This window comes from Lacrimispora sphenoides JCM 1415, assembly GCF_900105615.1.
Taxonomy (GTDB): Bacteria; Bacillota; Clostridia; order Lachnospirales; family Lachnospiraceae; genus Lacrimispora; species Lacrimispora sphenoides.
On the sequence record NZ_LT630003.1, the window covers coordinates 415,531 to 436,786 of the forward strand.

A 21,256-nucleotide genomic window follows, 5' to 3' on the forward strand; every position below is an offset into this window, starting at 1 on the left:
TATGATAACACCAACACTGGGACATGTATTAGGATTAAATAAAAATATTAAGTTATCTCCGTCTGCTTTAAATCAACATATTCTTATTACTGGGAAATCGGGAAGTGGAAAGACTGTGGCGCTAAAAAAGATAGAGGAAGGTATTGCGTTACAGGGCGGGCGCGTTCTGGTATTGAATTTTAGCGGAACACATGATTCGTTGCAGGATAAGAGTGGAGTAAAATTCATCAACGCACGTACAGATGGAATTCCCTTATCGTTATTCTCTCCTGTAATTCGTTCGGATGGGAACAGGGAAGATGCCGATGATATTTGTGAAGCAGTAGTTGACGTGTTTTCAAATCTAGGGAAATTTGGAAGCAACCAGAAACGTATTCTTTCAAGGGCCTGTTATAAAGCAATAGAAAATCATATGCTTTGGGATAATGATATGGATTGCTTGTATGCTTTTCTTGAAGAGAGCGATGATGATGGAAGCCAGGGAATTATCGACAAATTCTGGAATGTGTTGAGAAAAGGGAAGTTTATAGAAAATGGTACATTATGGGAAAAAGAAGCGATTACCGTAATAGACTTTTCAGAATTTAATTTATCATCACAAGTGCAGCTTGCCGAGATGGTCATTGCAATTCTGTGGCGTCAGCATAGAATTAACGGAAAGCAGGCAGAGGAACCCGTATGGCTTGTTTGTGATGAATTCCAATCTCTGAATTTAAAAGAAGGGTCTGTGCTAACGCAAATTCTTCGTGAAGGCAGAAAGTTTAAGCTATTTCTTCTGATGGCTACGCAGACGCTATCATCATTTGATGTCGGCTGTCGTGCTATTCTGCAGCAAGCTGGGACGAAGCTCTATTTTCGCCCATCCGAAAGTGATGTTCGAAAGGTATCAAAGGATATTCCGGGTATTCAACAGGAGAAAGTACAGCAGTTACTTCATGGTTTGACAGTTGGTGAATGCGTTGCCATAGGAGAATTCCTGATTGGAACTCTCAGTGTGGAAAAGGTTTTAAAACTATCTTTTCGTTAGAGGATATTGTAAGGAGGAATCACTATGAAAGTGGAAGTGCCATTGTGGGAAAAATCTAATTTAACGCTGGAGGAGGCTGCACTTTATTCCGGAATTGGACAGGCTAAACTAAGAGAATTGACCAATGACGAAAAGTGTCCGTTTGTTCTCTGGAATGGCTCTAAACGGTTGCTAAAACGCCGAAAGTTGGATGAATATACCGATAAGGCGTATTCGCTCTAAAGTCAAGGAGTCATATGGTAATATGAAAATTGCCTTATGGCTCCTCTTTATAAAAAGGAAGGGGATTAGTTACATGGCAGGAAATGACAAAAGAAAAGATAAGGATAGAAAGGTACTCCGCACAGGAGAAGGCCAGAGGAAAGACGGTTATTATATTTACCGTTGGACTTCCAGAAACGGAAAGCGTCATTGCTTAACAGCAAAAACTTTGACAGAACTCAGGGAAAAAGAAGATGCCATCACGAAAGATAAGAGTGATGGCATCAGAGTAGATGCTCAAAATGTGACGGTAAATGATATATTCAATTTATGGTGTAGCATGAAGCGTGGCTTGAAAGATAACACATTTCAAAATTATAAATATATGTATGGAATGTTTGTTGAACCGGATTTTGGAAAGCTTCGCATAGTCATCTTGAAAAAATCTGATGTAAAGCATTTTTATAATCTTCTGGCAGAGGAAAGATATCTTAAAGTCAGTACGATAGATTCCATACATACTGTGCTTCATCAGGTACTGACTGTTGCTGTAGATGATGGATATATTCGCAATAATCCGGCTGATAATGTTCTAAAAGAGTTAAAGCTCTCACACAACTTTGATACTGAAAAGAGAAAAGCTCTGACGGTTGAGGAACAGGAACTTTTTCTGAATTATTTAAGACGGAATAATCAATACAGCCATTGGCATCCTATATTTGCAGTAATGATAGGGACTGGTATGAGAGTCGGAGAAGTGACCGGGCTAAGGTGGGAAGATGTAAACCTGGAAGATGGTCTAATTGATATTAATCACACGCTGGTGTATTATAATCATGAGGTCGATGGGTGCTATTTCAATATCCATACGCCAAAGACTAAGGCAGGAAAAAGACAGATTCCCATGCTTAACTATGTAAAAGAAGCATTTCTGGAAGAAAAGCAGTATCAGGAGTTTAATAATATTCATTGTGAGGTAACGATTGATGGATATACGAATTTTATATTCGTTAATCGTTTCGGATCGGTTCAGCATCAAGGTACATTAAATAAAGCTTTGCGCCGGATTATAAGAGATTGTAATGATGAACAGCTGGCTAAGAATATAAAGAATCCTGTTTTGCTGCCAAGATTTAGCTGTCATTCACTGCGTCATACGTTTACAACACGCCTTATAGAGAACAATGTTAATCTGAAGGTTATCCAGGATGCTTTGGGACATAAAGATGTCCAGACTACATTAAATATATACGCTGATGTAACGACTGCATTGAAAAAGAAAGAATTTAGCAGCTTGGAAAATAAAATGATGTGGAAAGAAGTTATTGAAGAAGGGAATGATGTGGAATAGGTTTTTTGTACTAAGGTAAACAGGCTTCTATAAATATTTTGGAAATTTATGTATTGACTGAAAAGAGTGATGGTTTTGAAATTAGGGGGATGCCGTACTAGCCAAAATGTTTAGCTGGGCGGCAGCCCCTTCCAATGATGAAAAGTTTAGACAGGTAAAAGCCCTTGCGATTAAGTGTAAATGGTAAATAACCAGTCTACTTTTGGTTTTCTCGTTTGAGGCAATAATGATGTAAAGTTTAAAAAGTTTCTAACAAACTTTTCACACAGAACTTAAGGAGAAACTCCAAATGGACACACGACTTGCAATCAACCAGATCCGACTCAGTAAGTGGACCAGAATTATTAAAGACCGTTGTCAAAGTGGTCTGAAAATCGATAAATACTGTGAGCAACACTAGTTATCACGTCATGCCAATTGCTGGCTAAGAAAAGTGAAAGAAGCAGCTCTGATACATAAGCAGTTTTATTGAACTGCCGGTACTCCCGGAAAAAAATGGTCCCAACAACAAGTGAAAATCTTTTTACTTATTAAATGACCATTGCTATTGAAAATACTATATTGGTAGTCTGCGTATCCACTCCAATGGAACTTCTTTCTAAAGTTCTGGAGGTGGTTAGTAATGCTTAATGAACAAGGGCATTTTTTGTTTGGATAAATTTTTTTAGTACTGGACCTGTGTCAATACTTTGGACACAGAAAGTTGATCTTCTCCTCCCCACCTAGAATAATACGGAGAGTATTAGATTAACGACTGTTTTGCTGGCGATTGCTGATTAGTTTTATCGCGTTTATGACAGTTCATGAATGTAAAAAACTATACATGGATTACAAATAATGATATAATTTTTTATAAAGTTAAGGGGTGGTGAAGCAAATGATTTTATCAGATAATGAAACAAGAATAGATCGTTTGAATAACATGGCAATTGCTAAGACAATTGTAGCTATTATTAAAGACAGTAATAAATCAATTTCGATTGGGGTACATGGAGACTGGGGAGCAGGTAAATCAAGCGTATTGGCTATGGTTGAAGATCAAACGACATTAATTTGTCAAGATAATGCATCAATGTATGCAATTGTTCGATTTAATAGTTGGCAATATCAAGGATTTGAGGACGCAAAAATTGCGTTAATGAGTGCTATCGTGTCACAGCTAGAAGAGATGGCTGAATTATATTATAAGGAACATAAAGTTGAAGATAATAAAGAAGATATAAAAGAAATTGGAAAAAGATTGTGGAAGAATCTTGATAAGCTAAGTCTTGCCAAGGGGGTTGGCAAAATTGGTGTTTCTTTAGTGACCGGAACAGCACCATTAGTTATAGCGGAGAGTATTATTGGCGTAATAAAAGAAAATGTAACAGATCCAGATAAGGCAGGAACATTAATAGAAAAAATAGGAAGTTTAGTTAAAAATCCATCAGAAGAACCATCAGGATATAAAGAGATAGACGAGTTTCGTCAGAATTTTAAAGAATTGTTTAAAGCCGCTCATGTTAACAAACTTGTTGTACTAATTGATGATTTAGATCGTTGTTTACCTAAGGTTGCAATAGAAACGCTTGAGGCTGTGCGTATGTTTCTGACTTTGGAAAATGCAGCTTTTATCATTGCAGCTGATGATGCGATGATTCGCTATTCTGTAAAGGAGTATTTTCCAGGAATATTAGAACAAAATAATTTAAGCTTAGATGCTGATTTGAGATCAGATTATAATCTGTTCGCAGATAAATATTTGGAAAAGCTTATTCAGATTCCATTACATATACCGAGAATTGGACTAAAAGAAGCGCAATTGTATATCATGCTTTTACTAATAGAATCTAAATTAGGTGAATCAGATAAATTAGAAAGAATTGGAGATGTTGTCATTGAAAAACTTCACAAGCCATGGGCACTGGAACAACTATCTACAGAAGAGATTAAAGAAGCTTTAGTGGATAAGTATGATGAGGCAATTGAGAATATCAAAATTGCAAAAAGCATTGATAAAATATTATCTAAACACACAAATGGAAACCCGAGGAATATTAAACGCTTTATTAATATGCTTCTATTAAGAAATGAGATTGCTCAGAATCGCGGATTTGATGCAAATGATTTGCAAATGGCGGTATTGGCTAAAATGATGTTAGCAGAGCAGTACAATAGTGAATTTTATAAAGCCCTGGCAGGAGAATTAGATGAGAACGGACATTGTAAAGCATTTGAAACCTTTGTGGAGCAGGAGGAACAGGAAGATCATCTAGATAATGAAACTACGAAGAAAGTTGTTAATACAAAGCTTACAAGTACTATAGTATCTAAGATGAATTCACAAAATGCAAAAGAAGTTGAGCAAGAAGTAAAAAAAGAAATGAAAGAGGATAATAAGCGTACTATAGTAAAACAAGAAACATTTAAATATTTTCTTGGGCAAAGAGACGTTATTAATTGGATACAAATTCCGCCATCCTTAGTTAAAGTCGATTTAAGACCCTATTTTTTTGCTTGTACAGAAAAAGTTGATTTCTTCTTTAGCAATTCCACAGAGCAGTTACAGGAATTAGTTTCTATAGTTCGATCGGGTAAGTTGAACACTGCAAGAAAAAAGGAAGATATTTTAGCTTTAAATAGTACAGATGCCAAGAAATTATTTAAAATAGTGTCACAGGATGTATTCACTCAAAATTTATCGGATACTAAACCGCCTAGAAGTATAGAAGGAATTAGACTTTTGGTTGAGTATCGATCAGAACTTCAAAATGATTTGGTTGAATTCCTTTTGACATTACAACCTGATAAATTAGGCATATGGGCTACGGGTGAATGGGATTCATGTATTCCTAAAAAATCAGAAGCACGCGAAAAATTAAAAAAGTTTTTAAATGGCATCGCAGAGAATAGTAGCGATCCAATTACTAGAAGAGCTGCAAAATATGTATAGGGGGAGATAGATTATGGGAACATCTACAAGGAACAAAGGCCAATCTGGACACACGCCGTTAGTACCTTCTTGGTTAGAGGAGGATGATATAGAAGGACAGACACAATCAGATGAACAAATACCTCAAGATGGAGACGAAAATCGATTTTCAGGACCTAGAAAATCATTTACACAATATGTAAATGGTGGAGGTCGTGATGGTAGCTCAATGAGGAGCTCAGTATCGAGGTATATTAGTCATTCGTTAGGCGGGAGCTATAGAGCAACTACTCGTCTAGGATCTGCAAGAAGTAGCACTGCAAAACTGTATAATATATTATATACGTTGTCAGGAAGTAATGGTGTAAGAAAAGTTGGACAACAACTTTCACTGAATAATTTGACCAATCTTCCTGCATCAGAATTTTTCGTAGAAATAGCATTATTTATTTGTCCAGATGGAGGACCAAATGATGAGGGGATTGCAAGAGCTGCATATTATGATGCAATAGCAGAAAACCCGGAATTATATGGAAAACTAACAGAAGAATTGACTGCTGAAGATTGTTTTTCGGTTTTGCAAAATTATATGGAAAAGGTAGTCTTAGAACACGTTATAAATGATATTGCTAATAAAACAATAGTTCTTCCAGATGACATTGATCAGGTTTCAAATATTGAAAAAAAGTTAGAGCAGTTGATTAAACAGGGTATATCAGATGCTTGTGCAGAGGTTACACAAAACAAAATAGAAATGACAGGTGATAAAGCGCAGGAAATTACAGATTCGATTTATCAGAGGACATATGAAATATTAGAAAGTCAGGAGGATTAAGTATGTACAGATATCATTTGATAGCTTCGTTTAACAAAGAGCTAAAACTGCCAAAATATAAAATAATTTCGGAAAAAAGTAAAGTTCAAGCACAACTGCCAATGTTGACAACTGCTGGGAATTTTCGATATGGTCTTCAAACAACCATTAATGAACTTAAGAGGCAGAATATATATCCTTCAGAAACTGGATATGATGCAATTATCTTTGGATTAATGGTATATATTGCAGATATGAAAATATCTAGGATTAAACAATCACAGGATTCGTGGACAAGGGAAATTATCTTGTCTATACCAGTTTATGATAATCGTTGGGAAAAACATAAAGAAATTTTAGAACGAATGCTTAGATTTTTAACAGGAGATATATGGACAATAGAATTCAGTAAAAGAGGATCAGAGTTTGTTCAAAAAGAGAAACGGAGTATACGTACAGAAAAATATGAAACAGCATCATTATTTTCCGGAGGTATGGATAGCCTCATAGCTTCTATAAATTATATGGAGCAAAAGCAACCAACACTTCTGGTAAGTCATGCTGGAGAATCAAGGGTAAGAAGTTGGCAAACGAATTTGTTAAAAATTTTGGATCACGAGTATCCAGATGTGTGCCATGAAAATGCATATTTATGGACTAGTCTTAGAGATATTGAATTACCAGAAGCGGATCAAGATAAAAATCAGCGAAGTAGATCTTTTCTATTTATTGCAATAGCAATGTTTGCAATGAGTGGAACAAAAAATTGTACAAGATTGTTTATGCCAGAGAACGGATTAATAGCATTAAATGTACCACTAGACTCCACTCGTGTTGGTTCACATAGTACAAAGACGACACATCCTTTTTATCTTAAGTTATGGAATGAAATTAGTCAGGATATGTTTGGTATTTCTATCACAAATCCATACTGGAATAAAACAAAGGGTGAGATGGCAGCGGAATGTTTAAATAAAGACATACTCAAGGTTGCAATGGGTGAATCGTTTTCCTGTTCGTCAGTTAATAATGCTAGTATTAGGGGGGGACATTCTCAGCATTGTGGGCACTGCTTACCGTGCATTATTAGAAGGGCTGCAATGTATCATGCGTTTGGAGCTTATGATCCATCGGAGTACTTATATTCTGAAATTAAAAATATTGAGAACAATCGAGAATTAGTGGGTGAACAGTTGCGTTCTTTTCAATACGCAATTCGGAAAGTAACACAAACACCAAATGCTAAAAAAATATTAATTCATAAGTCAGGTCCACTAAAAAATGATGAGAAATATCTTACAGAGCTATCGGATATGTATTACCGAGGCCTTATGGAAGTAGAACAATGGATTCAGGATAATGGAGGAAAGAATAATTGCTAGTTGACACACATTTTCATTTGGATTTGATGGAAAATATGCAGTCTTTAATAAAACAATTTCGTGGAGTGGATGTTGGAATAATTGCTGTTGGTACAACACCATTGGCTTATAGTAGAGAATTAGAATTTGTTTCTGGAATTAATAATATTAGGGTTGGACTAGGGTTTCACCCTCAGCTTGTGGAACAAAGAGAGTATGAAATTGATTTGTTTTTACAAGAATTAAAAAAGACAAGATACGTTGGTGAAGTTGGACTTGATTTCAATAAAGACAATATTAGATCGAAAAAACAACAACTTTATTTTTTTCGAAAAATAGCTCAAACATGTGCAAAACAGGGAGAAAAAGTTATATCTATTCACAGTGTTAATGCTACTAATGAAGTAATCAACATTCTTGAAGAAGAAGGTACATTTAAAAACTGTATATGTATATTGCATTGGTTTACTGGAACAGCAATACAGAGAAAAAGAGCAGTTGAGAATGATGCTTATTTTTCCATTAATCAAAAAATGGCGAAAACAAAGTCAGGTCAACAAACAATTCGCAATATTCCTGCTGATAAATTATTATTAGAGACAGATGCTCCATTTACGGGAATGATTAGTTCGGTAAATAATTTACAAAACGAACTTGAAAGTATTATTCAAGATATTTCACTGATTCGTCGTGAAAATATGATGCAACAGATAAAATGTAATTCTGAAAATATTTTTGATTAAATAGGTGTGTTTAATTGCATTTCTTGTTATGTGCTGGGGATCTTCAAGCCAATTAACAGTGTTTATGGTCCTATGTCAAGATTTAGCACAAGTTAAAATGAGAATCGAATCCTCATATTAATCAGCATGCAAGATTCCATCTTTCAGACTCTTTTGATAAAGTTTCTCATAATCGTCTAGTGACATATAATTGCAGTGACTGTGAATCTGCTTGGTATTATAAAAAGCTTCCAGATATTCAAAAACAAGCTGATATGTGTGTTTGAAATTCTGGATTTTAAGAGTGTGTGATGAAAAGTTTGTAAATGCAGATCTTCTATGATAATTACTGAGCTGGAGGGCTATGAATGTAGCTTCCAGCTTGAGACCGTTTCAAGTTTTGAGTAAACAAAACAAACTGATATAAGATAAGTTAATAGTTATGAAAGGGCAGAGCTGATTTGTATTGGATCTGCCCTTATCTGCGTGTGCCCGGTGGGCACACGTTCCAACGAGTGTAGGTCTTGTCCGATACGGTATTGCAGCTTATTGTCATGACTTTTTGCCTCCAATTAAGAAAAGCCGACAAAAGCACTTGAACCATAGAATGCAACTCTATTTCAAAAGAAAAACTATGATGATTAATTTGCGTTCTAAATTTGAGATTCTCAAATCTAGATTTTTTTTTGAATTTCATTGAGAAAATGGAGGTATTCTGATATAATTTCTATGTCGTTAGATTAAGGATAAGGAGAAGAAGAATGAGTGTAAATTATGACAAATTATGGAAACTCCTCATAGATAAAAAAATGAAAAAAACTGATTTCATGAGAGAAGCAGGAATAAGTTCTAATGCTTTAGCACATATGGGAAAAAATGAGTCGGTTTCACTTGATTGCATTGAAAGAGCATGTAGACTGTTTGGTTGTAAAGTCGATGATTTATTAGATTTTGTTGAAGAAGAAAAGTGAATGTGAGGTAAGAGAATGAAAGACAAGCATACAATTCGTACATTGAGTTTGTTCTCAGGTGCGGGTGGCTTAGATATAGGTTTTCATAAGGCGGGATATGATATTGTTGGTTGCGTAGAGATAGAAAAACAGTATTGTGATACTTTGATTGCAAATCGAAATATGAAGAGATATTTTAATCCAAATGCAAAAATATATTGTCAGGATATAAGACAATTTGATGCAAACGAATTTGTTAATATGGGAATTGAATGTGTTATTGGAGGACCACCATGTCAACCTTTTTCAGCAGCTGGGAGAAGAGCAGGTGGCGTTCCGGGAATGCAAGATGAAAGAGGAATGTTATTTGAAAGTTATTGTAATGTATTAAGGATTCTTAAGCCAAAAGTATTTGTGTTTGAAAATGTTTATGGATTAAAGGGTGCAAATAATGGAGAAGCATGGAATGAGATAGTAGCTTCTTTTTCTGAAATAGGGTATATAATAGAAGCAGAAATTTTAGATGCAGCCGATTACGGAGTTCCGCAACACAGAGAGAGATTGATTCTTGTAGGAAGACTTGACGGAGATTATTCGTTTCCAGAGCCAACTAATGGACCAGATTCTTCATCAGGTAAACAATTAGTTTCAATTTTCGATGCAATAAAGGATCTAAAAGACGAAGCAAGTGGGAGTGAGGATTTAGGTGGCATGTACGGTCATCTTTTACCACTTATACCAGAAGGATTAAATTATTCCTTTTTTACAAAGGAAATGGGGTATCCAGAACCATATTTTGCTTGGAGATCCAAATTTCATGATTTTTTGTATAAGGCAGATAGGAATAAACCTAGTAGAACATTAAAAGCACAGCCAGGCAAATTTACAGGACCATTTCATTGGGATAATAGGCATTTTTCAATACATGAATTAAAAAGGATTCAAAGTTTTCCTGATGATTATGAATTAACAGGAACAAATACACAAGTCATAGCACAGATTGGTAATTCAGTCCCACCAAAGCTTGCTGAGGTAATTGCAGTATCAGTTCGGGAACAATTACTGCGTCCTACTGATAATCTAACATATAAGACTCGAGATGTTGGATTTAAATCAACATTCAGAAAACGTCAAAGAGAAACAAGTAATTATTATAAACAAGTTGCAGAAAACGAAATAATTAAAAGATTTGGTTCAATAAATGCTGATAAAATAATTGGTGCGTACTTTGGTTTCGATAATAGTTATTATATTGGATATATATCAAAATTTTCGAAGGAGACACTAAAAAAGAAACCAAGTATAAAGCAGACGGAAAAATATCAATCTGTATATAAAATCCAATCAAAATGCCAAAACGAGAATATTGATATTGATATGACAATGTGTAATGGTAAAAATTTACTAAAGGGAACAATATGTATTAGAGGTCTTCGTAAATACTTGTTAAAAGTTGATACTCTTCAATTGACATTTAAAATAGGAGATATATGTAATATATTTGATGTGTGGGATGTAATTCAAAAAGAGTTAGTAGACATGAGTCAGTTCTATTCATTAATTGATATTTATGGTCATTATGCAAATCGTGGAGATACAGTTAAAGTTTCTACATTATTCCAAGAGATACCAGATAATGAAACATTAATAAAAGAAATTAATTTTTTCGGCGACTCGGATAACTGTGGTTTATATATATCAAGAGCAGATGTATCGGAAAAAATGGGATTATCAATCGAAGATATAGACAAATTTGTTGAGAAAATGAGAAATCTACGTTTTGATGTACGAACCGCAAAAACACATCCTACAATACGAACAGATGAAATTATTTGTACTTATCCATTTCCAATGTTATCAGAAAGAGTTTTATTTAATAAAAAAAGTGTGAGGGAGGCATAAACTATGTGTGACAATTCAGAAAAGAAAGAAATTGCTTCAGACGTTTCGGAACAACAAGAGAAAGAGTTGCTAAATAATATTCTTTCAAAATGTTATGATGAAGCTGAGAATGAATTTAAAAAAGATAATCAGACAGACTTAATAACCTATATTGGTGATGAGGATGCAAAAACAATTATTGAGTTAGCAAACATAAAACATGCATCAAGAGGAGCGGCACTTACGCTTGCAATCTATAAAATTCTTCATCCAGAGCAGGATATTAGAAATCATAAGTCCGAATATGAAAACGGCTTTTCAGCAAGGGGGGTAGATACAAAAGTAACAGTTCCTTTTTTACTTGAACACGGATTACCATATAATGTAGAGTCGCATTGGCTTAGTCAGACATTGTCATTTGCTGGTCCATTTTTGCCGGATTCAGTTCTTAAAACAGTTCCCAAAAAAGCAGGACCTGATTTAATCATAACTGCTAATCTAATACAGAATGCAGACAGTAATGAACGTTTAGAAAAAATTGTTATCTTAATTTTAGAGAAAATGATTGAGGAGAGGAACAAAGGGAAAATACCACTAACGAAGCCAAAAAACTTAAGTATAGACCAAGTGATGCAATTATTGCATGAACATTTTAAGAGTCCTTATCAGAAAAATGCTCCTAGACTCCCTCAAGTTGCATTGTATGCAATGTACCAATGTCTAATGAAGGACGTTGGAAGATATTCTGATTTTGAGTTAAAACCGTTGGAGAGAATGAAGACTGCAAATAGAAAAAGTGGTACTGTAGGTGACATTGATATCTGGAAAGATGGGAGACCGATTGAAGCTGTAGAAATAAAATTTGAAATTCCAATTAATAAGTCACATGTAAGTGAAACAATGCAAAAAGTTAGAGCAGAATCAGTTGAAAGGTATTTTATTTTATCTACGGCAGAGACATTACCTAGCGATATAGATGAAATACAGAGAATGAAAGATGATTTTATGAAAACAAATGGATGCGAAATAATAGTAAATGGTGTTTATGGTACATTAAAATATTATTTACGTTTACTAGAATCAACAAATGAGTTTATAAATTCATATACGGATTTATTGTCTATTGATGAAGATGTTAATTATGAGCATAAGAGTGCGTGGAATAAAATATGTGCTGAAAGATAGTGAGTGTAAAATAACCAGAGTAATATTCTGGTTATTTTTTTGTGTGCAGAGGTGCAACCTTTGACGGAGTTGAGAGGCAGAGCCTTCAACAAGTTAAGGGCGGTAACCATTGCCCAGGTTAATAATGCTTGCGTCATTAAATACTGGGTATTACGATGACGTATAATTAATTACGCAAATTTTTTTTAATAGACATGGTCTATAGTCGTTTGGTAAAATTAAGTCACCACAACCAAATACTCTCAACGCCTTGCTGGATCATGAAGCAGATGAACTCGTTAATGCTGAAAAATACGAACCTTCCGGTGATCACAAAGGGTATCGTTCCGGACATAACAGCAGAAACTTTCAACCACTGCCGGTGAGGTCAAATTGAAGATGCCAAAGTTAAAAGGCGTTCCGTTTGAAACTGCCTTTATTGAGCGATATTGCCGCAGAGAATGCTCTGTGGAAGAAGCCCTCATTGAAATGTACCCCGCGGGTGTTTCTGTCCGCCGCGTTGAAGACATTACCGAGGCGTTATGGGGAACCAAGATTTCACCTGGAACTATAAGCAATCTAAATAAAAAGGCCTATGAACATATTGAAACGTGGAGAAGCCGCAAACTTACCGGTTCTTATCCGTATGTCTTTATAGATGGTGTTTACTTAAAGCGTAGCTGGGACGGCGAAATACAAAACGTCTCTATCCTTGTTGCCATTGGAGTCAACGAGGATGGATGTCGTGAAATTATTGGCGCGGCCGAAGGCATGAAGGAAGACCGTGAAAGCTGGTGACATTCTTTGTATAATTATCCTGAAAGGATTGCCTAATGGGTATTAGTCGAAAAACCGGAAGCTTGCAGCAAATATGTCAATGGTGCAATTGATAATGAACTTTATCGTGCGATTGAACAAATTAATTTGTTGTTTGAAGAATATACAAAAACTATTATATAGTCTTTGATTAATGTTATCTCTACCCTCCTGGGAGTCGGGCAGATGGGTTGGGTGGTCGGAATGGTATACAAAGAAAAGGGAATCTTTGATAAATATACAAGTTTTTGGAACTAAAAAAATGTAATGAAACAAAGAAGTTAGAGAGATATTTTAGAACCCAGCATTCAATATCAGCTAATTGATATGATTGAAAAAAGCTAAAGAAAAGGTGAATTTGTCGACGTTTTAAACACAAATGGAGACCTAGATCCCTGGCCCTTTTATAATATATTGCTGGTGGTAAAAAGAGAAAAAATTCTTGAAAATCAACATTAAATTAAAACTGCAATTGTCAGAAATGGAAAACTTATAAACATTGATTATCATATGAAACATTGGACAACATGGACATAAAAAAGGAAATAAAATATGATTCTTTCAGATAAACATCAAGCAAGAAAATTAATTGAAATTATTGAATCAAACATTAAAAAAACAAAGGATCAAATTGTAGCTATTCTTGCTGAAAATGAAGCAAAAGATGCCCTTGCAAATCTTAAATTTGATAAAACATCTTTTGATCCATTAAGTGGTGAGCCAATTAACTTTATTGAAATGCTTAACCAGGCGTATTCAGATCTTGTGGTACTAAAGGCTGTTGAAGATCTTATGAGTAGATACGAGGACAAAGCCTTAGAGCTTAATATGGGTGCATTAACTGGCTTTGATATTGTATCTACAGACAAGAAAGTTGTTGCAGAGTGTTTTGCAACAGTAACAGCCTTCAATAACCAAAAAATAAAAAAGGATTCTAAGAAGCTGATGCAGTTAAATGATGACGTTAAAAGATACATATATTTCTATTCAAGAGAAGATTCACAAGATAGAATAGTAGCTTTTACTGAAAAATATGGAAGCATAAAATACATAAGAATTGAGGCGTTTTAAGTGAGTGAATCAATTACACTTAGTGAAGTTAAAAAAATATGTTCTACAATTAATGTAGGTAAGCTATTGAAAGACAGTAAACAGAGTTACGCTGAGATTTGTCGATTTGGGAGTATTACTGATAGGAATCAAATAAAAAGCATTCAGAAAACAATAAGAAAACATAAATTATTTGATTATGTTGATGAAGATCAAAAACATTTATGGGCTTTTTATGGTTATATCGGAGCTGATGATTGGGTTTGTATTGAAGTTGGGAGTAGCGATGATATTTTAGAAGAGATCTGTGGAATTGTGAAGTTGATGTATGAACCTTCTTGTGATGTGGATAAAAGATCTGTTCTTCATAAGGATGTAGTAATATATAAATCAAAGAGTTATACGGATAAGATTTGCTATAAATATCGATACATGAACAAATTGTTTAATGAATTCTGGTGGATTGAAATTAATGTAGATAATCACCAAGATGGTAATGATAATGGATATGATAAAATTAATTTTGCAGAAGTGTCATATGCAGTTAAGAATAAGGCTCTGATTTGGAATCCGGCACCAACTACTACAGATAGAAAAAATAGAACAAATACAGAAAAACAGATTTTAGCTGAGGTTTACAAAATAAATTCGTAAATAAGTAGAATATATATTTGACGTAAATAAGAGATCTTAGAATTTTGCAAAAAGGAAAAGCGCAAGGTAACAGCGAAGGATATTATTAATGCTTTGTTTCCCGGTAAACCACAGCCGTTTTTAAAGCAAATATGAAGGTGGCCTTTATCAATTTAATTCCAGTTATTATCTATGCTGCTGTTATTACAGGTCAGTTTATGGATAAGTTCTCTGGAGGTATTAAAATCGGTGTGGGAATTGTTTTTGTTATTGCGTATATGGCATTAACATTGATTCCTTATGTTCCTTTTGCAGTAAACATTGCAAGCACGATAATGTATGCAGGTCTGCTTTGGGCTTTGTGTGATAAGGTTGGAGCTACTGTGGTAAGAATCTTTTTGAAGGTGATTACCGCTGGATTTGTTGGTTTATTAGAGCTTAGCATTGCAATGGCGAGGAAAGATTAAACCTTGTTATGCTTAACGATGCAGTTCCTGCAGGAGTTAAATTAGAGTAGGTTATAAAACTAGTGTCTTAGATTAAATATCGATATCAAATATATTAAATATCTAGGACGCATTTTATTTTTATTGAAAGTATTCGCTAAGACGAATATAATCAAAAATAGGTATATTGTTGTCTAATCGGAGGATAGATAATGGATAATGGGACATAAAAACAAATAGAATAGAAGCTGGTAATAAATGTAAAGGAGGAAGAACAATGGCTATTCCAAAATTTGATGAGAAAAGTATAATTGAGGCACTTAAGTTCATTGATGAGAATGGTGTACCTGACAAAAATAAAAGTACACAGTATGTGCTCGTAACAGAAGACGGAAAAAAGTATCCTCCTAAATATGTAATTGCAGTGGCAGATCATATTGAAAACGGAGTAGAAATAGCAACTGACGGATATAATGCAGTTGAAGCAAAGGGATACTTTGAGGCACGTGGATATAAAATTGAAATTAAACAGGAGAAGTTTGAGCTTACGATCACAGCTGAGTCTATTGTTTCAACAGATAATAGATTTATTATTGATGATCTTGGCTTGGGAGATAACTATGAGCCAATAGATGCTTATTTTATATCCGCAAATAAAGAGACTATTCGAAGAAAAAGAAATAAAAGTGAAAATAGAATATCAAATCAGTCTTTACCAAGATTGGCTTTCCAGATTTATGAAAAGCAGATTGTGTCTTTGTCTGATTTAGATAAAAAGGAGTTCCCTGTATGTAAGTATAATCCTAACCAGGATTATGTTCGTGGAATATTCCCAAGTGAAGAAGCGTATAAACAGTACAAAAATTCTATGGAGTTTTTAACATACTGGAGAGAAAATGGTCCTAAGTTTATTATCTACTCTTGGAATGTATTTTCAACACTTATCTTTGTTCAGGAGTGCTTAAAACGATTCGGAAATACAGGAGATAAGTTCATTTTGGTTTATAGAGATAAGACCAAGACTGAAAATACTGTAGCAAAGGCTGTAGAAGCAGAAGAGAAAAAATCTTCACAAGAGTGTAAGAATCCTTATTCTAAACTGTTATTAGAATCGAAGAATATCATCTTCAGAGGAGCTCCTGGTACAGGAAAGTCTTATCTTGCCAAGCAAATTGCTGCAGATATTATTAGTAATGGGTACACCAATCAGTATGCTGATTTAACTGACGAACAGAGAAGACAGGTTGAATTTGTTCAATTTCATCCAAGCTATGACTATTCGGATTTTGTGGAAGGTCTTCGTCCAAAGATGAATGAAGATGGAAGCATGGGATTTGAATTACAAGATGGTATCTTTAAGAGCTTTGTTGATAAAGCAAGAAGCAACTTTGAGGATTCTCAGAAGTCAAAAGAAATCAGAGAACAAGAGGTTTCTGCAAAAACCATTATGGCTAATTTCTTTGCCAATATTGAATATGGAGACAATGAGTATCAGACAATTAAGGGAAGTAAGTTCTCTATTACAAATGTAGATGATAAACATATTTACATTTCAATTCCAGGTAATGAAACAGCTGACAAGCTTAGTTTGAATATTGCTGAAGTTCGTAAGATGCTAGAATCAGGCATGGAGTTTAATAAGGTCAGTGATATCACAAACTTTTTTGGAAAGCAGTTTGCAACTCAGTCTTATTCATATGACTTTGCACTTTTTAAGGCAATTAAAGAGGCTGGATCAGATGGGATAAAAGCTTCTGTTGCACCGGAAGAGTTGAAAAAATATATCTTCATTATCGATGAGATTAACCGTGGTGAGATTTCAAAGATTTTTGGAGAATTATTCTTCTCAATCGATCCTGGTTATCGTGGTAAATCAGGTGAGGTTGCTACACAGTATTCAAATATGCATGCAAATCCTGATGAGAAGTTCTATATCCCAGAGAATGTATATATTATTGGAACAATGAACGATATTGATAGATCTGTGGATAGCTTTGACTTCGCAATGCGTAGAAGATTTAGATTTATTGAAATCAAAGCAGATGATACGCAGGACATGCTGGAATCATTAGAGAATGAAGAACTTAAGAATGATGCTGTTAATAGAATGGATAAGCTGAATGCAGAGATTCTTAAGGTAGATGACTTGAATGAGAACTATCAGATTGGTGCTTCATATTTCCTTAAATTAAAGACATTAAGCTTTGATGATCTTTGGACTGACTACCTGCATCCGTTATTACAAGATTATGTTCGTGGATTATACGACGAAGAGGGCATCATGAAGAGATTTGCCAGAGCATATGGATATCAAGCTTTAGGTGAAGGTGATGCAGATGAAGCAACTGAAAATTAAGGATAATCAATATAAATTAAAAGAAGAGTTCTTTGAAGTTAAATCCGTAGTAGATCGAGTTGCAGATAAAACATTAGAACAGCTTGAGCGAGAGGGCATTTTTGTATTTCCTGATATAATTAAAGAAGCAGAGGATATAACAAAGGATCAGATGATTCTTCAAAGCTATAATGATATGTATTGCTCTGGAAATGTCATGGGATTCCTTGGCTCAGGTGATGAACGTCTCGCAATCGAGTCCAGATTTAGCTTGGGTGAGAATGATTATTTCTTTCAGTATCTATTAGAAAAAGTGCTGGATTTTCCCAACTTTATTAACTTAAATACTAATGCTAATCAGGACGACAGAATGTTTAACTTGCTGTTATTCCTCTTCCCACATTACCTCAAGAGTGCTGCGCGCAAAGGAGCATATAAGACTTATATCCGTAATGAATATAATGATGGGAATGTAAGAGGAACAATCGATGTGGCAAGGCATATTAAAAAGAATATTCCGTTTGTGGGGAATATAGCTTATAGTCAGAGAGAATATTCATTTGATAATTATTTGATGGAGCTCATTCGTCATACAATCGAGTTTATAAAGAGCAAACCTTATGGTTATAAGCTGCTTAATACAGCAAAAGATGAGGTTAAACTGATAGTAGACTCGACACCGGAATATCATGTTGCCGATATAAGATCAATTATTGAAGCAAATAAAAAGAAAACGCTTAGGCATGCATATTATCATGAGTATAGAGATCTTCAAAGATTATGTATTTTAATCTTACAGAATCAGAAGCATCAGTTTGGATTCGTTAATCGAAAAGTATATGGCATTCTCTTTGATGGAGCTTGGCTTTGGGAAGAGTATGTTAATACGCTTATTGGAGATATCTTCTATCATCCAATGAATAAAGCTGGAGCAGGTGCTCAACGCTTATTTGCTGGTGGAATTGGTTTGATCTATCCGGATTTTATCGGAAGAGATTCAGAAAACAGAATCATTGCAGATGCTAAGTATAAGCCAATAGATAATATAGGAAACAAGGATTATCTTCAGGTGCTAGCATATATGTTCAGATTCGATGCAAAGAAGGCATATTACCTATATCCAGATGCAAAGGAGTCTGGTGATTTTCTTTTGATGCTCAATTCGGGTTCTACATACGAAAAGAATGTATTAGCCAGAGAAGACATTAGTATTACTAAGCATGGCTTAAAAATACCGAGTGACTGCGCAAATTATAATGACTTTGTAGAACAAATAAAGATTAGTGAAAGGACTTTTAGTTCATCATTGTAGTACTAGTTAAAGGGGGAAATAAGCTTGAGTGAACAGAAAGTACAATGTAGACTGTGCGAGCAGTTTTTCGATGATCTGGATATGAGTGAAGAGCATTATCCTGCTCATAGTGTTGGAAATGATGATATTATTCAGTTAGATTTTATTAAGCTCGCAGATGATTTCATGGGTGAAAACAAAGAATTAAATAGAAAGATTGGAAATGCGATTAGGAATGGAGAGAATTTGCAAAGTACAGCGGAAGAATACTTTGATAATAGTCTAGCGGAAGATTTGTATCCAAAAGGAAGAACTGCACGTACATTATGTCGGAAATGTAATATGTTTTTTGGCAAATATGACGAGGCATATAAAAAATTCTTTGATGAAGATGGTAATCCAAAGAAGATAAAGGGTTTTCAAGAGCAGACGAAGCTTCAAATTGTAAAGGCATTATACGCTAAGTTTTTATCGATACCTGAGACACAAGGAATAAAGTTTGATTTTTTAGATTTTCTGAGAGATCCAGATGCTAAGAAATACAACGGAGAATGGCGGCTTTACTTTGTAAAGCGTGATTATTCTACAGATCCAATGGGATTTAAAGATATTCAAACAGGTAAGATTGACTGGAATATGGATGGTAAGATGCTAGTATTCGAGTTATCTGATGAAAAGTTCATATTCAATTTACTTAACTTCGAAAAACATGATGCATTTGAAATGAATAATATTTTTGACATCATGGAAAAAAACTACTCTTTGGTTGTAGGATGTCATGATATGTCAGGGGGATATCATGGTCAAATGATGCTTAAAAGAGCATTTAGCGGTATGGAGATGACTTAATGTAATAGCTTGTGGTCACGATGACCACAAGTGACCTAAGATGGTGTGAGGTGAAAAGAATGTATGAAGCATTAACTGAGTATATTACTAAATTAGATCGTTCAGAATACGGTGGTGAAAATACCTAATGATGAAGTGATGTCAGAATTTCAAGTATTGATCGCAGAAATATCAGGTGTTGACGGACTGGACTTGCAACAAATGCTTTCTTGTCTGATTAATAAAGATATGAAACGGTTTTTTGAATTGTATCAGGATATTGTAATATCCTGTACCAGTTATATGAATGCAAAGGAAAATGCATATCATATGCTGTTTTTAGGGATGTGCATTGCACTTAGAGGAGCTTATAAAGTAACAAGTAATATAGAGGCTGGATATGGAAGAAGCGATATCACCCTGGAAGCATTAATGAATGCTCGCAGCCATGTAATTATTGAATTTAAGCAAGGGGAAGATCTGGAACGTCTGAAAGAGGAGGCGTTAGAGCAGATTATTGAGAACCAATATTATACAGGATTAAAGGGGGAAGTTATTTGCATTGGACTAGCGCATGATAAAAAACGATGTAGTATGGTGCATAAGACTTTGCAGATTTAATAAATATATATTGAAGAAAGTTATTTAAGGTTAGGAGCTTATTTCATGTAATTTTAAAAATAGTTGTAAGATTTTCTCAAGAGTGGTTGATTTGATAAAATGTTTGTTACTGTTAAGTCAAAAACAGCTTATAGGTTGTCATTTCAACAAAGCCTGGAGAGAACCAACTATGTGCTTACGATTTTTTTGTAAATGTCTTCACATAAAAGCGTTGCAACTTTAATGCGATCTGATCTTCGAGAGAGAATAAAGCTTGAGGATTATAAAATTTGATCGACAATAAACTTTGGCTGATAGTAGTTGGCTAAGAATAAATCCTGTTTTGCTGCCAAGATTCAGCTGTCATTCACTTCGCCATACATTTACGACACGCCTTATAGAGAACAATGTTAATCTGAAGTTTATTCAGGATGCTTTGGGACATAAAGATGTCCAGACTACTTTAAATATATACGCTGATGTAACAACTGCATTGAAAAAGAAAGAATTTAGTAGTTTGGAAGATAAACTGATGCGGAATGAAGTGGCTGGGTTAAAGAATGATGACGAATAGGAACCATGTACCAATTCTTTACCAATTTTGTACCAATGTGAACATGCTTGTACGAAGATGTATGAAGAGTTATAAATTGACGTATAAGTGCGTTGGTTTTGAAAATTAAGATATGAAGATATATGCAGACATATGTTTTTCATGTTTTAATCTTCCCTACGATGAAGAGCAAAGATATTTAAAAACATGTAAAATGCTTGTATTTACTGGATATTATGAATGTGGAAAAATCAAAACATTAAAATTTAAATGTTTGACACCAATTTCATAAGAGCCTTGGAATAATAAAATTTATAAGTCC

18 protein-coding genes and 1 pseudogene are annotated in these 21,256 nt (G+C 34.5%); all 19 read left to right on the plus strand.

Annotation, left to right across the window (positions count from 1 at the left end; genetic code table 11):
- Nucleotide 1: 1 nt before the first annotated feature.
- The 19 genes and pseudogenes from BMX69_RS01760 (at nucleotide 2) to BMX69_RS01850 (ending at nucleotide 20,955) form a co-directional block, all read left to right on the plus strand.
- Nucleotides 2-1,027 (plus strand): ATP-binding protein, encoded by a 1,026-nt coding sequence (locus BMX69_RS01760; protein WP_100041384.1) that lies wholly within the window; start codon nucleotides 2-4, stop codon nucleotides 1,025-1,027.
- A gap of 24 nt (nucleotides 1,028-1,051) precedes the next feature.
- A complete protein-coding gene (locus BMX69_RS01765; protein WP_054789645.1) occupies nucleotides 1,052-1,249 on the plus strand; it encodes an excisionase in 198 nt (65 codons plus the stop codon).
- Between the two features lie 73 nt (nucleotides 1,250-1,322).
- Nucleotides 1,323-2,579: a tyrosine-type recombinase/integrase gene (locus tag BMX69_RS01770; protein WP_054789646.1), complete on the plus strand. Its 1,257-nt coding sequence runs from the start codon at nucleotides 1,323-1,325 to the stop codon at nucleotides 2,577-2,579.
- Between the two features lie 877 nt (nucleotides 2,580-3,456).
- The gene (gene qatA / locus BMX69_RS01775) at nucleotides 3,457-5,511 is read left to right on the plus strand and encodes a Qat anti-phage system ATPase QatA (RefSeq protein WP_100041385.1); all 2,055 of its coding nucleotides are present in this window, start codon (nucleotides 3,457-3,459) and stop codon (nucleotides 5,509-5,511) included.
- A gap of 13 nt (nucleotides 5,512-5,524) precedes the next feature.
- Nucleotides 5,525-6,325, plus strand: coding sequence for a Qat anti-phage system associated protein QatB (gene qatB, locus BMX69_RS01780; RefSeq protein ID WP_100041386.1), 801 nt, complete (start codon nucleotides 5,525-5,527; stop codon nucleotides 6,323-6,325).
- A gap of 2 nt (nucleotides 6,326-6,327) precedes the next feature.
- Nucleotides 6,328-7,686, plus strand: coding sequence for a Qat anti-phage system QueC-like protein QatC (gene qatC, locus BMX69_RS01785; protein WP_100041387.1), 1,359 nt, complete (start codon nucleotides 6,328-6,330; stop codon nucleotides 7,684-7,686).
- The gene (qatD, locus tag BMX69_RS01790) at nucleotides 7,680-8,408 is read left to right on the plus strand and encodes a Qat anti-phage system TatD family nuclease QatD (RefSeq protein ID WP_100041388.1); all 729 of its coding nucleotides are present in this window, start codon (nucleotides 7,680-7,682) and stop codon (nucleotides 8,406-8,408) included. The genes qatC and qatD overlap by 7 nt, the downstream gene beginning before the upstream one ends.
- A 740-nt stretch (nucleotides 8,409-9,148) precedes the next feature.
- Nucleotides 9,149-9,358 carry a helix-turn-helix domain-containing protein gene (locus BMX69_RS01795; protein ID WP_054789654.1) on the plus strand — a complete coding sequence of 70 codons (210 nt, stop codon included), beginning with the start codon at nucleotides 9,149-9,151 and terminating at the stop codon, nucleotides 9,356-9,358.
- 15 nt (nucleotides 9,359-9,373) lie between these two features.
- Nucleotides 9,374-11,239, plus strand: coding sequence for a DNA cytosine methyltransferase (locus BMX69_RS01800; protein ID WP_100041389.1), 1,866 nt, complete (start codon nucleotides 9,374-9,376; stop codon nucleotides 11,237-11,239).
- A 3-nt stretch (nucleotides 11,240-11,242) separates the two neighbouring features.
- Nucleotides 11,243-12,403: a hypothetical protein gene (locus BMX69_RS01805; protein ID WP_100041390.1), complete on the plus strand. Its 1,161-nt coding sequence runs from the start codon at nucleotides 11,243-11,245 to the stop codon at nucleotides 12,401-12,403.
- A gap of 232 nt (nucleotides 12,404-12,635) precedes the next feature.
- Nucleotides 12,636-13,177, plus strand: a pseudogene (locus BMX69_RS01810) (IS256 family transposase); the annotation flags it as partial.
- A gap of 573 nt (nucleotides 13,178-13,750) precedes the next feature.
- Complete coding sequence (locus tag BMX69_RS01815; protein WP_054789661.1) at nucleotides 13,751-14,269, plus strand: hypothetical protein; 519 nt, start codon at nucleotides 13,751-13,753, stop codon at nucleotides 14,267-14,269.
- Nucleotides 14,270-14,902 (plus strand): hypothetical protein, encoded by a 633-nt coding sequence (locus tag BMX69_RS01820; RefSeq protein WP_054789662.1) that lies wholly within the window; start codon nucleotides 14,270-14,272, stop codon nucleotides 14,900-14,902. It abuts the gene before it with no gap.
- Nucleotides 14,903-15,033: 131 nt separating this feature from the next.
- On the plus strand, nucleotides 15,034-15,348 hold the full coding sequence (locus BMX69_RS01825; RefSeq protein WP_054789663.1) for a hypothetical protein: 315 nt from the start codon (nucleotides 15,034-15,036) through the stop codon (nucleotides 15,346-15,348).
- Nucleotides 15,349-15,604: 256 nt separating this feature from the next.
- Entirely contained in the window at nucleotides 15,605-17,683 is a 2,079-nt protein-coding gene (locus tag BMX69_RS01830; RefSeq protein ID WP_100041391.1) for an McrB family protein, read from the plus strand.
- Complete coding sequence (locus BMX69_RS01835; RefSeq protein WP_054789664.1) at nucleotides 17,664-18,974, plus strand: 5-methylcytosine restriction system specificity protein McrC; 1,311 nt, start codon at nucleotides 17,664-17,666, stop codon at nucleotides 18,972-18,974. Before BMX69_RS01830 ends, BMX69_RS01835 begins: the two co-directional genes overlap by 20 nt.
- 81 nt (nucleotides 18,975-19,055) lie before the next feature.
- Complete coding sequence (locus BMX69_RS01840; RefSeq protein WP_166433162.1) at nucleotides 19,056-19,802, plus strand: hypothetical protein; 747 nt, start codon at nucleotides 19,056-19,058, stop codon at nucleotides 19,800-19,802.
- Between the two features lie 138 nt (nucleotides 19,803-19,940).
- On the plus strand, nucleotides 19,941-20,402 hold the full coding sequence (locus BMX69_RS01845; protein ID WP_100041393.1) for a PD-(D/E)XK nuclease domain-containing protein: 462 nt from the start codon (nucleotides 19,941-19,943) through the stop codon (nucleotides 20,400-20,402).
- Between the two features lie 322 nt (nucleotides 20,403-20,724).
- A complete protein-coding gene (locus tag BMX69_RS01850) occupies nucleotides 20,725-20,955 on the plus strand; it encodes a tyrosine-type recombinase/integrase (RefSeq protein ID WP_330387723.1) in 231 nt (76 codons plus the stop codon).
- Nucleotides 20,956-21,256: the final 301 nt, after the last annotated feature.

Bases quoted from the DNA above. Each gene is read 5' to 3' on its own strand.
- BMX69_RS01760 (WP_100041384.1), top strand. From the start codon at position 2: ATGATAACACCAACACTGGGACATGTATTAGGATTAAATAAAAATATT.
- BMX69_RS01765 (WP_054789645.1), top strand. From the start codon at position 1,052: ATGAAAGTGGAAGTGCCATTGTGGGAAAAATCTAATTTAACGCTGGAG.
- BMX69_RS01770 (WP_054789646.1), top strand. From the start codon at position 1,323: ATGGCAGGAAATGACAAAAGAAAAGATAAGGATAGAAAGGTACTCCGC.
- qatA (WP_100041385.1), top strand. From the start codon at position 3,457: ATGATTTTATCAGATAATGAAACAAGAATAGATCGTTTGAATAACATG.
- qatB (WP_100041386.1), top strand. From the start codon at position 5,525: ATGGGAACATCTACAAGGAACAAAGGCCAATCTGGACACACGCCGTTA.
- qatC (WP_100041387.1), top strand. From the start codon at position 6,328: ATGTACAGATATCATTTGATAGCTTCGTTTAACAAAGAGCTAAAACTG.
- BMX69_RS01795 (WP_054789654.1), top strand. From the start codon at position 9,149: ATGAGTGTAAATTATGACAAATTATGGAAACTCCTCATAGATAAAAAA.
- BMX69_RS01800 (WP_100041389.1), top strand. From the start codon at position 9,374: ATGAAAGACAAGCATACAATTCGTACATTGAGTTTGTTCTCAGGTGCG.
- BMX69_RS01805 (WP_100041390.1), top strand. From the start codon at position 11,243: ATGTGTGACAATTCAGAAAAGAAAGAAATTGCTTCAGACGTTTCGGAA.
- BMX69_RS01815 (WP_054789661.1), top strand. From the start codon at position 13,751: ATGATTCTTTCAGATAAACATCAAGCAAGAAAATTAATTGAAATTATT.
- BMX69_RS01825 (WP_054789663.1), top strand. From the start codon at position 15,034: ATGAAGGTGGCCTTTATCAATTTAATTCCAGTTATTATCTATGCTGCT.
- BMX69_RS01830 (WP_100041391.1), top strand. From the start codon at position 15,605: ATGGCTATTCCAAAATTTGATGAGAAAAGTATAATTGAGGCACTTAAG.
- BMX69_RS01835 (WP_054789664.1), top strand. From the start codon at position 17,664: ATGAAGCAACTGAAAATTAAGGATAATCAATATAAATTAAAAGAAGAG.
- BMX69_RS01840 (WP_166433162.1), top strand. From the start codon at position 19,056: ATGAGTGAAGAGCATTATCCTGCTCATAGTGTTGGAAATGATGATATT.
- BMX69_RS01845 (WP_100041393.1), top strand. From the start codon at position 19,941: ATGTCAGAATTTCAAGTATTGATCGCAGAAATATCAGGTGTTGACGGA.